We start from the raw sequence: 15,114 nt of genomic DNA, 5'->3' as shown, positions 1-15,114 counted from the left end.
GCTGTTGCAGGCCTGCGTGTGGGCGGCGAAGCCGCGTGCGGGCGGGCTGTGACGCGCGGTCAGCCCGTTCCGCGCCTTTTCAAGGCGCGCAAGCGGCGCCGGGGAACGGACTTGCGGGCTGCGGACTAATCGTGGACTGTCCTCGCGCTCCGGAGAGGCCCGCGCGCTGATCGCGCGCAACGCCTGCAAGTCCATTCCCCGACGCCTCGGGCAGCCCTGATTGCGCGCCCCTGCCCGCCCACACGCGGCTTCGCTCGGACTTGGTTGGCGCGCCCAGGGCTTCCGCACTCCAACTACGCTTGTGCAAGGCTGTGCGCCGGTCGGCTGCGGCGTGCAATCGGGACCAGGCGAGATGCGGAGGTCGAGTTTGCGGCCGTTTGCGCGCGATCTGCGCGCAGGACGTCTCCGGAGCGCGGGGACAGGCCACGATTAGTCCGAAGGCCGCAAACTCGACCTCCGCATCGTTTCGGCGCTCCCAGCGCCGAACGGCTGGTCCGCGCGCCGCAGCCGACCGGCGCACAGCCTTGCCGCGAGGTGTTGGCGCGCAACAGCTGGATTGCGGGTCGCATCCCCGGATCAAGTCCGGGGCAGGCTCCTCAAGTCCGGCATGACAATCGCGCTAGCGCTGACGCCGTCAGCGGAACATCCTGCGGCCAGTTGTCGGCTGCGAGCCCGTGGGCGTACACGACGCCCGCGGCGGCCTCGCGCGCGGCAAGGCCGGCGGCCAGCCGGGCCGCGATCATGCCGGCCAACACGTCGCCTGTGCCGGCAATAGCCAGTCGCGCGTTGCCCGTCGAATTGATCAGCGGCGGCGCCTCAGGCGCGGCGATGACGCTGCCGGAGCCCTTGAGCACCACCACGCAGCCGAAGCGCTTCACCAGCTCACGGCCGGCGGCCAGCCGGTCGGCTTGGACCTGCGCCGCAGCGCAACCAATCATGCGGGCGGCTTCCAGCGGATGGGGCGTGAGCACGGTGGGACGGTCTCGTCGCGAGCGCGCTTGCAGCAGTGCTTGAAGTTGCGCATCGTCGGCAATGGCGTTCAGTGCATCCGCATCCAGGACCAGCGACTGGGACGTCGACAAGACCTTGGGCAGCACCGCCCGCACCGCATCGCCGCCGCCGCAACCGCAGGCCACCGACATCGCCGCCAGATCCAGCGAATCCCAGGGCCTGAGCATCAGGTCGGGCTGGGCGGTGTCGACCGCCAGTGAGCCGTTGTCCAGCAAGGCCGCGAATACCCGGCCGGCGCCCGCATGCAGCGCGGCCGAGGCCGCCAGCAAGGCGGCGCCCGTCATGCCCGCGGCGCCGCCGATGATGGCCACGTCGCCATAGCTGCCTTTGTGGGTGGCGTGCAAGCGCTCCGATTCCTCGGGCGGCCCGGCCAGCCAGGCCGTGGGCGATCCGGCGGCGGGAACGTCCAGGTCGTCGAACCAGACTTGGCCCGCGGCGTCGCGTCCGCCGCCCGTGAACAATCCGGGTTTCAGACTGAGCAAGCTCAATGTGTGGGCGACCCGCAGCGCGGCTCCCGATCCCGTGTCGGCGTCCAGCCCCGACGGCAGATCGACGGCGAGCGCCGGTCCCTTGCCCAATGCCAGGGCCCACTGCGCCATCCGGCCTTCCAGCGGACGGGCGTTGCCCAGGCCGAGGAGGGCGTCTATGCCGAAGTCCCAATGAGGCGGCGATTCGGACAGGAACGTCACGCCGGCTTCGTGCGCCCGGCGCAGCGAGGCAGCCGCGTCTGCGGGGGCCTTGGTCTCGTCGCCTGAACAGGTCACGACCGGGTGCTTGCCCCATTGCCGCAAGTGCATCGCGGCTTCCATGCCGTCGCCGCCGTTGTTGCCGGGACCGCAGGCGATCCAGACGGTTTTTGCATGCGGCGCCAGCGCCATCGTGAGGCGTGCGACCGCCAGGCCGGCTCGCTGCATGAGCGTGTGCGGTGGCAGGCGGGCGGTCTCGGCCTGCTCGGCGGCCCGCGTCGCCGCGGCGTCGAGAAGCGGCCAGGGGCGGTCGGGCGTGATGCGCTGCATGACGCGAATCTACGCCATCAATCGCTCTATACCCAGCCCCTCGATGTCGACCTCCGGCACCCGGCCCCCCATGAGGTCCGCCACCACCCGCGCGCTGCCGCAGGCGAGGGCCCAACCGCTGGAGCCGTGGCCCAGGTTGATCCAGATGCCGGGAATGCCGGTGGCCCCGATCATCGGCGGGCCGTCGGGCAGCATGGGGCGCGCCCCTTTCCATTCCTGCACGCCGGCGCCGGTATTGGCAAGTTGCGCCGCACCCGGGAACCAGTCTTGCAGCACCTTGTAGAGCGTCTGGATGGCCTCCGGCCGCTTCTTCTCGGGCGCGCCGCCGATCTCGGCGCTGCCCGCCACACGCACACGATTGCCCATGCGGGTGATCGCCACCTTGTAGCGCTCGTCCATGAGCGCACTGCGTGGCGCATTCAGCGGCTCGCGGATGGGTGCGCTGATCGAATAGCCGTAGACGGCCGCGAGCGGGATGTTCAGGCCCAGCGGGCGCAGCAGTGCCGCCGAATCGACGCCGCCGCAGACCATCACGGCCTCGAAGTGCCGCAGCGCCGGAGCTTCCTCGCCCAGCGTCCAGACCCGCAACGAGCCCGGGCCGGCCGGATCCAGCGGTTCCACCGCCGTGTTGAATTCGAAGTTCACGCCGCGGGCCTGGGCCTCGCTTTTGAGCAGCATGGCGAACTGGCGGCAGTTGCCCGCTTCGTCGTTGGGCAGGTGGATGGCGCCGGAGAACTCGGCATCGGGATTGATCGCCGGCTCGATCTTGCGGGCCTCTTCGGCGCCGATCTCCTTGAAGGCCACGCCTGAATCGCGCAGGAGCTGCAGGCCGGGCTGCACGAGCTTGCGGTCTTTCTCGCCGCGCAGCAGCACCATATAGCCGCTGGTGCGGTCGTATTCGAGCTGGAAGTGATCGGTGATGTCGTGCAGCCGCGTGCGGCTGTAGAAGGCCAGCCGCTGCATGCGCGTGCGGTTGGCCGCATAGCTGGCGAGGTCGCAGGACTGGTACCACTTCCACATCCACGCGATGTCGTCGCGCGTTAGCGGCAGCGTCACGCGCACCGGGGCGTGTTCGCTCAGCAGGAAGCGCGCCACCTTCCCCGGCATGCCGGGCGCGGCCCAGGGGGTCACGTAGCCGGGCGCCACCACGCCCGCATTGGCGAAGCTGGTTTCCTCGGCCACGGAAGACCGGCGTTCGAAGACGGTGACCTCGTGTCCATCGGCGGCCAGTTCGAAGGCCGTGGTGACGCCGATGATGCCGGCGCCTATGACGGCGACTCTCATCGCCGACTTTCTCTGCTGATCGCAGCGGTCATGAATTCCCTGTTTTTTCTAAGCGAGCGCTGCTTCCGCCTGCAGCGCGATGTTCAATACGGTGTCGTCACGCATCGCACTTTGCCAGATCATGAGGCCGGATGGGAGTTCACCGGGCGCATGGCAGGGAATGGAGATGGCGCAGCCATCGAGCATGTTGACGACGCTGGGGTTGCGCAGCAGCAGGGTATTGACGCGGAAGAACTCCTCGTCGCGCTCCGCACCGGGTGCGACCTGGGCGATGGGCGGCGCCACGATGGGCACGGTGGGCGACAGCACGGCGTCGAAGCCGCGCAGGGCCGCTTCCACGCGGGCGATCCAGTCGCGCCGGGCATGGATGAGCTCGATGTATTCGTGGGCCTTCATGCCCGCGCCGCGCTCGATGCGGGCGCGCACGCGCGGATCGTAGCCGTCGGCCTTCCGGGCCAGCAGGTTCCTGTGCCAGGCGAAGCTTTCGGCAGCCGAGAAGCCGCCGGTGGCCTGGATGCTGCCGAGTTCCTGGATTTCGGCCAGCGCAATCTCCTGGATATGGGCGCCCGCGTCGCGCAAGGTCTTGAGGCTGCGCTCGAACGCCAGCGAGACAGCCGGGTCCAGGCCGTCGAGCATGTTGGTGCGGGCCACGGCCAGCCGGTAGCCGGCCAGGGGGACACAGCCGCGGGTCACGCTGCGGGCGGCCAGCAGCTCGTGCGCCACGATGGCGTCGCGCACCGAACGCGTCATCGCGCAGACCGTGTCCAGCGTCGTGGACAGGGGAACCGTGCCCTCGCAGGGCGTCAGGCGGGCGGTGTTCTTGAAGCCGACGATGCCGCACAGGGCCGCCGGGATGCGGATGGAACCGCCGGTGTCGGAGCCCAGGCCGATGAAAGCCGCTCCGGTTGCAACGGATACCGCGGCGCCGGACGACGAGCCGCCGGGAATGCGTGGCACGGCCGCATCGGCCGGATTGGCCGGCGTGCCATGGTGGGGGTTGGTGCCGACCCCTGAAAACGCGAACTCCGTCATGTTGGTGCGGCCCAGCAGGGCGGCGCCGGCGGCCCTCAACCGGGCGACGGCCGGGCTGTCCTGGGCGGCGGCGGGCGCATCGGCCAGCACGCGCGATCCGGCCGCGGTCACCTGGCCCGCGACGTCGAACAGGTCCTTGACCGAGATGGCCAGGCCGGCGAGCGGCTTGGCCCCGGCCGACGGATCGGCCGCCGCGCGACGGGCCTCTTCGAAATGAGTGGAAACGAACGCCCGCTCGCAGGCCGGCGACTGGGCGGCGGCTATCGACGCCTCCAGCTCGTTTGCGGGCCGGCTCTGGCCGGACAGTAGTCTTTCGCGAGTGGCGACGAGGTCGGTGCGCATGGGCTTTCCGGTGGAGGGCGTGCTACAATCTTTGGGTTTTGCTGGGTATCGGCCGTTCATCACAAATGACGAGAACGTCATGCAATGATGCGCGCCAGAGCCTTGAAGCAAGACAAAACGCGAATCCAACCCAACAAGGTGTCGTTGCTGCCCTAGAGGCAGCAGCGATTTCGGGCTGGATTTTAGACCTAACCTTCAGGAAATCACATGACAGTCTCCATGCGCGAAATGCTGGAAGCCGGTGTCCATTTCGGCCACCAAACCCGCTTCTGGAACCCCAAGATGGCCCCGTACATCTTCGGCCATCGCAACAAGATCCACATCATCAACCTGGAAAAGTCGCTCCCGCTGTTCCAGGAAGCCACCAAGTTCGTCAAGCAACTCTCCGCCAACCGCGGCACCATCCTCATGGTGGGCACCAAGCGCCAGGCCCGTGAAACCGTGGCCATGGAAGCCAAGCGCGCCGGCGTTCCTTACGTCGACCAGCGCTGGCTGGGCGGCATGCTGACCAACTTCAAGACCGTCAAGACGTCCATCAAGCGCCTGAAGGACATGAAGGCCCAGCAGGAAGCCGGCCTCGAGGCCATGAGCAAGAAGGAACAGCTGATGTTCGCCCGCGAGATGGAAAAGCTCGAGAAGGACATCGGCGGCATCCAGGACATGAACGCTCTGCCGGACGCCATCTTCGTGATCGACGTGGGCTTCCACAAGATCGCCGTGTCCGAAGCCAAGAAGCTGGGCATCCCGCTGGTCGGCGTGGTCGATTCGAACCACTCGCCCGAAGGCATCGACTACGTGATCCCGGGCAATGACGACTCCTCCAAGGCCGTCGTGCTGTACGCCCGCGGCATCGCCGACGCCATCATCGAAGGCCGCTCCAGCGCCGTGAACGACGTGGTGAAGGCCGTGTCCGAAGGCAGCGACGAATTCGTGGAAGTGAAAGAGGGCGCCGGCGCCTGATTCCCTTCGCAAGCCGAAGAAGGGGGCTTTCGGGCCCCCTTTTCGCAACTGAATTGAACTGAACGTTACGAGGTATAAAAATGGCTGCAATCACCGCAAGCATGGTCGCCGAACTGCGCGCCAAGACCGACGCGCCCATGATGGAATGCAAGAAGGCCCTGACCGAGGCCGATGGCAACTTCGAGAAGGCTGAGGAAATCCTGCGCGTCAAGCTGGGCAACAAGGCAGGCAAGGCCGCGGCCCGTATCACCGCCGAAGGCGTGGTGACCGCGTTCATCAACGGCACGACCGGCGCCCTGCTGGAAACCAACTGCGAAACCGACTTCGTCACCAAGAACGACAGTTTCCTGGCCCTGGCCCAGGCTGCTGCCGAGCTGATCGCCAAGAACAATCCGGCCGACGTTGCCGCCCTGGGCGCGCTGCCCTACAGCCAGGACAACTTCGGCCCCACGCTGGAAGACGTGCGCAAGGGCCTGATCGGCAAGATCGGCGAGAACATGAGCTTCCGCCGCTTCAAGCGCTTCTCGGGCTCCAACAAGCTGGCCGCCTACCTGCACGGCACCCGCATCGGCGTGGTCGTGGAATTTGAAGGCGACGAAACCGCTGCCAAGGACGTGGCGATGCACGTCGCCGCGATGAAGCCCGTGGCGCTGACCAGCGCCGACGTGCCCGCCGAGCTGATCCAGAAGGAGCGCTCGGTCGCGACCGCCAAGGCCGACGAGGACCGCAAGGTCGCCGAGGCCGCCGGCAAGCCGGTGCAGACGCCCGAAATCGTTGCCAAGCGCATCGAGGGCGGCGTGCAGAAGTACCTCAAGGAGGTCTCCCTCTTCAACCAGCCGTTCGTCAAGAACGACAAGCAGACCGTCGAGCAGATGGTCAAGGCCGCCAACACCAGCATCAAGTCATTCACGCTGTTCGTGGTGGGCGAGGGCATCGAGAAGAAGGTGGACGACTTCGCCGCCGAAGTGGCTGCCCAGGTCGCAGCGGCGAAAGCCGGCGCCTGAGAACCCCTAAGGTCATTACACTCACCGCAAATCCAAGGAGCCCGTCCATGTCCGATGCCCGTCCAGCCCACAAGCGCATCTTGCTGAAGCTGTCCGGCGAGGCGCTGATGGGTGACGACGCATTCGGCATCAACCGCGCCACCATCGTGCGCATGGTTGAAGAGGTGGCCGAGGTGGTGCACATGGGCGTGGAAGTTGCCATCGTCATCGGCGGCGGGAACATCTTCCGCGGCGTGGCCGGCGGGTCCGTGGGCATGGACCGCGCCACCGCCGACTACATGGGCATGCTGGCCACGGTGATGAACGCGCTGGCTTTGGCCGACGCCATGAACAAGCAGGGCCTCATCGCGCGGGTGATGTCGGCCATCGCCATCGAGCAGGTGGTCGAGCCCTACGTGCGGCCCAAGGCCTTGCAGTACCTCGAGGAGGGCAAGGTCGTGATCTTCGCCGCGGGCACCGGCAACCCTTTCTTCACTACCGACACTGCCGCGGCGCTGCGGGGCGCCGAAATCGGCGCCGAACTCGTGCTCAAGGCCACCAAGGTGGACGGCGTGTATACGGCGGACCCGAAAAAGGATCCGTCCGCCACCCGTTACACCAAGCTCTCGTTCGACGAAGCCATGGCGCAAAATCTGGGCATCATGGATGCCACGGCCTTTGCCCTGTGCCGCGACCAGAAGCTGCCGATCAAGGTCTTCTCCATTTTCAAGCACGGCGCCCTGAAGCGCGTGGTTCTGGGAGAGGACGAAGGTACGCTCGTCTACGCTTGAGGAGAAAAAAGATGACAACGACCGCCGAGATCAAGAAGACCATGGAAGGCAAGATGGACCAGTCCATCGCCGCCTTCAAGAACAACCTGACCAAGATCCGTACCGGCCGTGCCAACCCGGCGCTGCTCGATACGGTGCACGTGGACTATTACGGCTCGATCCTGCCGATCAGCCAGGTCGCCAACGTGGCGCTGCTGGACGCGCGCACGATCAGCGTCCAGCCCTGGGAAAAGGGCATGGGCCCCAAGATCGAGAAAGCCATCCGCGACAGCGACCTGGGCCTGAACCCGGCCTCGATGGGCGACCTGATCCGCGTCCCCATGCCGCCGATGAGCGAAGAGCGCCGCAAGGAAATGACCAAGCTGGTAAGGCACGAGGGCGAGACGGCCAAGATCGCTGTGCGCAACCTGCGCCGCGATGCCAACGAGCACGTCAAGAAGCTGGTGAAGGACAAGCTGGCGTCGGAAGACGAGCAAAAGCGCTCCGAAGCCGAGATCCAGAAGCTGACCGACCGCCACATCGCCGAGATCGACCAACTGGTCACGAGCAAGGAGCACGAGATCATGGCCGTCTAGGCCTGATCCGAGCAGCATGACCCTGGCCCGCATTCCCCATCATGTCGCAATCGTCATGGACGGTAATGGCCGCTGGGCGACGCGGCGCTTCCTGCCGCGCGTGGCGGGCCACAAGAAGGGCATGGATGCGCTGCGGGCCTGCGTGAAGCACTGCGGTGAGCGCGGCGTCAAGGTGCTGACGGTGTTCGCCTTCTCTTCGGAAAACTGGAACCGTCCGCCCGAGGAAGTTTCCAGCCTGATGGAACTGCTGGCGGCAGCGCTGGCGCGCGAAGTGCCGCAACTGAACGTCGAGGGCGTGCGAATCCACTTCGTCGGCGACCGCGCACAGTTGTCGGAAAAGGTGCGCGCCGGCCTGGCGCAGGCCGAGGCGGCCACCGCCGGCAACCAGCGCCTCGTGTTCAACATCTGCTTCAACTACGGCGGGCGTTGGGACATTGCCCAGGCGGCTGCAAAGCTGGCGGCGCGGGGCGAAGCGATCACCGAACAAAGCCTGGACCGCGCCATGGCCCTGGCCCATGTGCCCGATCCCGATCTCGTGATCCGCACGGGCGGCGAGCGGCGGCTGAGCAACTTCCTGCTATGGCAGGCGGCCTATGCCGAGCTCTATTTCAGCGACAAGCTGTGGCCCGAATTCGACGCCGCCGCGCTAGACGATGCCCTGGCCGATTACGCGGCCCGCGAGCGGCGTTTCGGCAAGACCTCCGAGCAAGTGACTCCTCCCGCCGCCAAGCGGGTGGCATGATCCCGGCGTTCTGAGCATGCTCAAGCAACGCATCATCACCGCTGTCGTCCTGCTGGCCATCCTGCTGCCGGCGTTGTTCTGGCCGTCGCCAGTCCCCTTTGCCGTGGTTACGCTGTTGCTGCTTGCCGCGGGCGCTTGGGAGTGGGGCCGCCTGAACGGTTTGGGCCAGGCCGGCTCGGTCGCGGCGGCGCTGGCTTGCCTGGTCCTGTGCGCGGCGTCCTGGTCGGCGGGCCTGCTGGAGCGGCCCATGCCGTTGCTGTGGTCGGTGGCAGGGGCCGTGTGGGTTCTGGTCGGCGCCTGGTTGCTGCGCGTCGGCGTGGCGGGCTGGCCGAATATCCCGCGCGCGGTGCGGCTGGTGGCCGGCGTGCTGGCCCTTTGGCTGGCTTGGCTCGCGGTGGCCCAGGCGAGGGTGTTCGGCATCAACTTCCTGTTGTCTGTGCTGGTGCTGGTCTGGGTGGCGGACATCGCCGCCTACGCCGCGGGCCGCGCCTTCGGCCTCAAGTTCACCAAGAGCAAACTGGCTCCCACGATCAGCCCCGGCAAGAGCTGGGAAGGGGTCTGGGGCGGCATGGCCGGCGTGCTGGTGCTGGCGGTGGCCTGGACCTTGGCCGACCGGGCCTTGCAGGCCAGCGTCCCCAGCCTCTACACGCGCCTGGCCGCGGGCGGCTGGTGGCTGCTGGTGATCGCCGCGGTGTTTCTGGCAAGCATGAGCGTGCTGGGCGACCTGGTCGAATCGCTGATCAAGCGCGCGGCCGGCGTCAAGGATTCCAGCCGCCTGCTGCCGGGCCATGGCGGCGTGCTCGACCGGGTGGATGCGCTCCTCCCTACCTTGCCTCTGGCCATGATGCTGGCCACGCTGATGACATGACGACCCCCACGCTTGCCACTTCGTGGACTGCGCTGCCCCCCGAGGGGGCCCTCGCGCCTTGGGGCGGCCCGGCGTCGCTCGAGTGATGAAACAACGTATCGCGGTATTGGGCTCTACCGGCTCGGTGGGTGCCAACACGCTGGACGTGATCGCGCGGCATCCGGACCGCTTCGAGGTGTTCGCGCTGAGCGCGGCGACGCAGGTCGACCTCATGCTGCAGCAGTGCGCGCAGTTCCGGCCGCGGTTCGCCGTCATGGCCGGCGAAGGGCCGGGGCGCGAGCTGGCGCGAAAAGTCGAGGGCGCCGGCCTCCCGGTCAAAGTCCTCTGGGGGCAAGGCGCGCTGGAAGAAGTGGCCTCCCACGAGTCGGTCGATGCCGTGATGGCGGCTATCGTTGGTGCTGCGGGCCTGGCCTCGTGCCTGGCGGCGGCTCGCGCGGGCAAGCGGCTGCTGTTGGCCAACAAGGAGGCCCTGGTGGTCGGCGGCGACCTGTTCCTGGCCGCCATGAGGCAGGGTGGCGCCAAGCTGCTGCCCATCGACAGCGAGCATTCGGCCATTTTCCAGTCCTTGCCCGAAGATCCGGCAACCTGGGAGGCGCGAGTCGAAAAGATCATCCTCACCGCGTCGGGCGGGCCGTTTCGCACGCGCGAGCCGGCGACCTTGCGCCACGTCACCCCGGAAGAGGCTTGCGCCCACCCCAACTGGGTGATGGGCCGCAAGATTTCGGTGGATTCGGCCACCATGATGAACAAGGCGCTCGAGGTGATCGAGGCGCGCTACCTCTTCGGGCTGGCCCCGGAGCGCCTGGAAGTGGTGATTCATCCCCAAAGCGTCATCCATTCCATGGTCCAGTACCGCGACACCTCGGTGGTGGCGCAGCTGGGCACGCCCGACATGCGCGTTCCCATCGCCTACGGCCTGGCCTGGCCCGACCGTGTGGCCTCGGGCGCCCAGGCGCTGGACTTCCATGCCCTGGCGGACATGAGTTTCGAGTCGCTGGACAGCCGGGGCCACCGCGAGCGCTTCCCCGGGCTGTCGCTGGCGTGGGACTGCCTGCGCGCGCCCCCCGGCACCACGGCCATCCTGAATGCCGCCAACGAGGTCGGTGTTGCCGCCTTTCTGGACCGGCGCATCCGCTTCGACCAGATCCACCAGGTGAATGTTGCAACTTTGGAAGCGGTTACAGCCTCCAAGCCCGAATCGCTGGATGATTTGCTGGGCCTGGACGCCCGTTCCCGCGAAGCAGCGGGCCGAGTCATAGGCCGGCTGGGTAACTGACCTCGATCGGAGTTGCGCGCCCATGTTGACCATCGTTGCTTTCATCGTCGCCCTGGGTTTGCTGATCGCCGTGCACGAATACGGCCACTATCGGGTGGCCGTGGCTTGCGGGGTGAAGGTCCTGCGTTTTTCGGTGGGCTTCGGCAAGACGCTCTATCGCTGGCAGCCCAGGAAGCAGAAGAACGGACAGACCACCGAATTCGTGATCGGGGCCTTTCCCCTGGGCGGCTACGTGAAGATGCTCGACGAGCGCGAAGGGCCGGTTGCGCCCGAGGAACGCCACCTGGCGTTCAATACCCAGCCGCTGAAGTCGCGTACCGCCATCGTGGCCGCGGGCCCGATCGCCAATCTGCTGCTCGCGGTCCTGTTGTATTCCGCCGTGAACTGGTACGGCGTGGAGGAGCCCAAGCCCATTCTCGCCAGCCCGGTGCCCGGCTCCGTGGCGGAACGGGCGGGCCTGCGCGGCGGCGAGGTGGTGGAGAAGGCCGGTATCCAGGGCGACACGGCGCAGCCGGTGCGCTCGTTCGAAGAACTGCGCTGGCTGCTGACCCGCGGCGCCCTCGATGGCTACGATGTCCGGTTGCAGCTCGCGGGCGGACGGGAAGCCGTGCTGCCCCTGAGCACGATCCAGTCGGCGGACGCCGATGCCCAGCTGTTCCGCAAGGTCGGCATCCTGGGGCCTTGGACCCCACCCGTCATCGGCGAGGTGAAAGGCGGCGGCGCTGCTGAGCGCGCGGGCCTGCGCAAGGGCGATGTGGTGGTGGCCGTGGGGCAGACGCAGGTGGTGGATGGCCAGCAGTTGCGTGAACTGATCCGCGGAGGCGTCAAATCCGGGGAGACTGTGCGTGAAACCTGGCGCGTGCGCCGCGAAGGACAGGTGGTGGAACTGCCGGTCCAGGCGGACGTCGTGCAGGACGGGAGCACCGCTGTGGGCCGTATCGGCGCTTACGTCGGCGCGCCGCCCGAATTCATCACCGTGCGCTACGGCCCGCTCGAAGGTTTGTGGAAGGGCGCGGTGCGTACCTCGGAGGTATCGGTGCTCACCCTGCGCATGATGGGCAGGATGGTGATCGGCGAGGCTTCGCTCAGGAACCTCAGTGGCCCGCTGACGATCGCCGACTACGCCGGCAAGTCGGCCAGCCTGGGATTGACGCAGTACCTGGTCTTCCTCGCCTTGATCAGCGTGAGCCTGGGGGTGCTGAACCTGCTGCCGCTGCCGGTCTTGGACGGTGGGCACCTGATGTATTATCTTTGGGAGGCCATCACGGGCAAGAGCGTTTCGGACGCCTGGATGGAGCGCTTGCAGCGCGGCGGGGTAGCGGTGCTGCTGGTCATGATGTCGATCGCGCTGTTCAACGACGTCACCCGTCTCTTTGGTTAACCTTGTTTGCCGCGCCGCCGAAATGGCGATGCGGACCCACCTGATTCATGAAAAAACAAATAAAGCGCTTTCGCGTGCGTACCGTTTCGGCCATGGTCGCCATGGCCTTCGTGGCCAATGCATGGGCGGTGGATCCCTTCACGGTGCGCGACATCCGGGTGGAAGGCCTGCAGCGCGTGGAGCCCGGCACGATATTCGCGTCGCTGCCCTTTCGCATCGGCGACCTCTATAACGATGAAAAGGGCTCGGCCGCCATCCGCGCGCTGTTCGGCCTGGGCCTGTTCAAGGACGTCCGGCTCGAGGTAAGCGGGGACGTGCTGGTCGTGATCGTCGAGGAACGCCCGACCGTGGCCGACGTCGATTTCGTGGGCGCCAAGGAGTTCGACAAGGACGCGCTGAAAAAGGCCCTGCGCGAGATCGGCCTGACCGAAGGCCGCCCTTATGACCAGGGCCTGGCCGACCGCGCCGAGCAGGAACTCAAGCGCCAGTACATCAACAAGAGCCTGTACGGCGCCGAGGTCGTGACCACGGTGACGCCGATCGAGCGCAACCGGGTCAACCTGACCTTCACCGTGACCGAGGGCGAGCCGGCGCGCATCAAGGAAATCCGGATCGTCGGCAACAAGGCATTCAGCGAATCGACGCTCAGGGGCCTGTTCGACCTGGATACCGGCGGCATGCTGAGCTGGTACACCAAGTCCGACCGCTACTCGCGCGCCAAGCTCAATGCCGACCTGGAAGCGCTGCGCTCCTACTACTTGAGCCGCGGCTTCCTTGAATTTCGCGTCGACTCCACCCAGGTGGCCATCTCGCCCAACAAACAGGACATCTCCATCACGGTGAACGTGACGGAAGGCGAGCGGTATGTGGTTTCCAGCGTCAAGCTCGAAGGCAACTACCTGGGCAAGGACGACGAATTCAAGTCGCTGGTGACCATTCGCCCGGGCGAGCCCTACAACGCCGACCACGTGGCCCAGACGACCAAGGCCTTCACGGATTACTTCGGCAATTTCGGCTACGCCTTCGCCAACGTCGAGGCCCGCCCCGAAATCGACCGCGTCAACAATCGCGTGTCCTTCGTGCTCCTGGCCGAGCCTTCGCGCCGCGCCTATGTCCGCCGCATCAACATTTCGGGCAACAACCGCACCCGCGACGAGGTGCTGCGCCGCGAGTTTCGCCAGTTCGAATCGTCCTGGTACGACGGCGACAAGATCAAGCTCTCGCGCGACCGGATCGACCGCCTGGGCTACTTCAAGGAAGTCACCGTCGAGACCAGCGACGTGGCAGGCGCGCCCGACCAGGTCGACCTGAACATCAACGTGGTGGAAAAGCCCACCGGCAGCCTGCAGTTGGGCGCCGGCTTTTCCAGCGCCGAAAAGCTGGCCCTGTCGTTCTCGATCAAGCAGGAAAACGTCTTCGGTTCCGGCAACTACCTGGGCGTCGACGTCAATACCAGCAAGTACAACCGCACCATCGTCTTCAACTCGGTCAATCCGTACTTCACGCCCGACGGCATCTCCCGCACGATCGACCTGTACCACCGCGCATCGAAGCCGTACGAGGATCAGGGCGGCAACTACGAACTGGCCACCACGGGTGCGGGCCTGCGCTTCGGCATTCCGTTCAGCGAGCTGGATACGGTCTATTTCGGCGGCAGCGTCGAACGCACCCAGATCAAACCCGGCACCAACATCCCGGCTGCCTACCTGGCCTATGCCAATCGCTTCGGCTACACCAGTACCGCTCTGCCACTCACCATCGGCTGGTCGCGTGACGATCGCGACAGCACCATTGCCCCCAGCAGTGGGCGCATGCAGCGCCTGGGCGCCGAAGTCGGCGTGGCGGGCGATGCCCGCTATGTCCGCAGCAACTACCAGTTCCAGCAATACGTGCCGCTGAACAAGCAGTTCACGCTCGCGTTCAACGGCGAATTGGGTTGGGGCAAGGGCCTGGGCGACCGGCCGTTCCCGGTCTTCAAGAATTTCTACTCGGGTGGCCTGGGTTCCGTCCGTGGTTTCGACCAGGGTACGCTGGGCCCCAGGGACGTGACGGGCGCCACGATCGGCGGGCCGCGCAAGATCACGATGAATGCGGAGATCATTGCGCCGTTCCCGGGCGCCGGCAACGACCGGACGCTGCGAATGTTCGGTTTCGTCGACGCGGGCAACGTATTCGGCGAGAACGAGAGATTGCAATTTGGAGACCTGCGCGCGTCGGTCGGCGTTGGCCTTTCCTGGATTTCCCCCGTGGGCCCGCTCCGGCTGGCCGCTGCCCATCCCATCCGCAAGTTCGCTGGCGATAGAATCCAGAGATTGCAATTCCAGATCGGAACCTCTTTCTGATGAAGTACCTGTCCCGTCAATGCCTCGTGTTCGTTTTCGGCGCGCTGGCGCTCGCCCTGCAAGTGCAGGCGCAGGAGTTCCGGGTCGGCTTCGTCAACACCGACCGCATCTTCCGTGAGGCGAACACCGCCAAGGCCGCCCAGGCCAAGCTGGAGCAGGAATTCTCCCGTCGCGAAAAAGAGCTCACCGACCAGGGCAATGCCCTCAAGGGCCTGTCCGACAAGTTCGAGCGCGAGGCGCCCACCTTGTCCGAAAGCCAGCGCGTGCAGCGCCAGAAGCAGCTGCTGGACCAGGACCGCGACTTCCAGCGCAAGCGCCGCGAATTTCAGGAAGACCTGAACGCGCGCAAGAACGAGGAACTGCAGCAAGTGCTCGAGCGTGCCAACCGCGTCGTCAAGCAGGTTGCCGAAGCCGAGAAGTACGACGTGGTGCTGCAAGAAGCCGTGTACATCAACCCCAAGCACGACATCACCGACAAGGTGATCAAGGCGCTTAACGCAGCGCGCTAGCC

At 66.4% G+C, this 15,114-nt stretch carries 13 protein-coding genes; 10 read left to right on the top strand and 3 right to left on the bottom strand.

Annotated features, from left to right (window positions below):
* Nucleotides 1-596 precede the first annotated feature (596 nt).
* Genes HNE04_RS02530 through HNE04_RS02520 form a run of 3 tightly spaced genes read right to left on the bottom strand, consistent with a single transcriptional unit; the run spans nucleotide 597 to nucleotide 4,685 of the window.
* Nucleotides 597-2,027: an NAD(P)H-hydrate dehydratase gene (locus HNE04_RS02530; protein WP_172216432.1), complete on the bottom strand. Its 1,431-nt coding sequence runs from the start codon at nucleotides 2,025-2,027 to the stop codon at nucleotides 597-599.
* A gap of 9 nt (nucleotides 2,028-2,036) precedes the next feature.
* Entirely contained in the window at nucleotides 2,037-3,311 is a 1,275-nt protein-coding gene (locus HNE04_RS02525) for a D-amino acid dehydrogenase (RefSeq protein WP_172216430.1), read from the bottom strand.
* Nucleotides 3,312-3,359: 48 nt separating this feature from the next.
* Nucleotides 3,360-4,685, bottom strand: a complete 1,326-nt coding sequence (locus HNE04_RS02520) for an amidase (RefSeq protein ID WP_172216428.1) — start codon at nucleotides 4,683-4,685, stop codon at nucleotides 3,360-3,362.
* 207 nt (nucleotides 4,686-4,892) lie between these two features.
* Between HNE04_RS02520 and rpsB the strand changes: the two genes are divergently transcribed.
* The 10 genes from rpsB to HNE04_RS02470 all read left to right on the top strand — a co-directional run bounded on the left by rpsB (nucleotide 4,893) and on the right by HNE04_RS02470 (nucleotide 15,112).
* Nucleotides 4,893-5,645 carry a 30S ribosomal protein S2 gene (rpsB, locus tag HNE04_RS02515; protein ID WP_172216426.1) on the top strand — a complete coding sequence of 251 codons (753 nt, stop codon included), beginning with the start codon at nucleotides 4,893-4,895 and terminating at the stop codon, nucleotides 5,643-5,645.
* Nucleotides 5,646-5,725: 80 nt separating this feature from the next.
* Nucleotides 5,726-6,649, top strand: coding sequence for a translation elongation factor Ts (gene tsf / locus HNE04_RS02510; protein ID WP_172216424.1), 924 nt, complete (start codon nucleotides 5,726-5,728; stop codon nucleotides 6,647-6,649).
* 47 nt (nucleotides 6,650-6,696) lie between these two features.
* Nucleotides 6,697-7,419 (top strand): UMP kinase, encoded by a 723-nt coding sequence (pyrH, locus tag HNE04_RS02505; protein WP_172216422.1) that lies wholly within the window; start codon nucleotides 6,697-6,699, stop codon nucleotides 7,417-7,419.
* A gap of 11 nt (nucleotides 7,420-7,430) precedes the next feature.
* A complete protein-coding gene (gene frr, locus HNE04_RS02500) occupies nucleotides 7,431-7,994 on the top strand; it encodes a ribosome recycling factor (protein ID WP_172216420.1) in 564 nt (187 codons plus the stop codon).
* A 16-nt stretch (nucleotides 7,995-8,010) separates the two neighbouring features.
* Nucleotides 8,011-8,736, top strand: a complete 726-nt coding sequence (gene uppS / locus HNE04_RS02495) for a polyprenyl diphosphate synthase (RefSeq protein ID WP_172216418.1) — start codon at nucleotides 8,011-8,013, stop codon at nucleotides 8,734-8,736.
* 16 nt (nucleotides 8,737-8,752) lie between these two features.
* Nucleotides 8,753-9,604 (top strand): phosphatidate cytidylyltransferase, encoded by an 852-nt coding sequence (locus HNE04_RS02490; protein ID WP_172216416.1) that lies wholly within the window; start codon nucleotides 8,753-8,755, stop codon nucleotides 9,602-9,604.
* An 85-nt stretch (nucleotides 9,605-9,689) separates the two neighbouring features.
* Nucleotides 9,690-10,880 carry a 1-deoxy-D-xylulose-5-phosphate reductoisomerase gene (locus HNE04_RS02485; RefSeq protein ID WP_172216414.1) on the top strand — a complete coding sequence of 397 codons (1,191 nt, stop codon included), beginning with the start codon at nucleotides 9,690-9,692 and terminating at the stop codon, nucleotides 10,878-10,880.
* Between the two features lie 22 nt (nucleotides 10,881-10,902).
* Nucleotides 10,903-12,261 (top strand): RIP metalloprotease RseP, encoded by a 1,359-nt coding sequence (gene rseP, locus HNE04_RS02480; RefSeq protein WP_172216412.1) that lies wholly within the window; start codon nucleotides 10,903-10,905, stop codon nucleotides 12,259-12,261.
* Nucleotides 12,262-12,308: 47 nt separating this feature from the next.
* The gene (gene bamA, locus HNE04_RS02475) at nucleotides 12,309-14,603 is read left to right on the top strand and encodes an outer membrane protein assembly factor BamA (RefSeq protein ID WP_172216410.1); all 2,295 of its coding nucleotides are present in this window, start codon (nucleotides 12,309-12,311) and stop codon (nucleotides 14,601-14,603) included.
* Complete coding sequence (locus HNE04_RS02470; protein WP_172216408.1) at nucleotides 14,603-15,112, top strand: OmpH family outer membrane protein; 510 nt, start codon at nucleotides 14,603-14,605, stop codon at nucleotides 15,110-15,112. Before bamA ends, HNE04_RS02470 begins: the two co-directional genes overlap by 1 nt.
* The last annotated feature ends 2 nt before the right edge of the window (nucleotides 15,113-15,114 follow it).

Source organism: Caenimonas soli, from assembly GCF_013155545.1.
GTDB classification, from domain to species: domain Bacteria; phylum Pseudomonadota; class Gammaproteobacteria; order Burkholderiales; family Burkholderiaceae_C; genus Ramlibacter; species Ramlibacter soli.
This window is presented reverse-complemented; position numbering and strand designations above follow the sequence as displayed.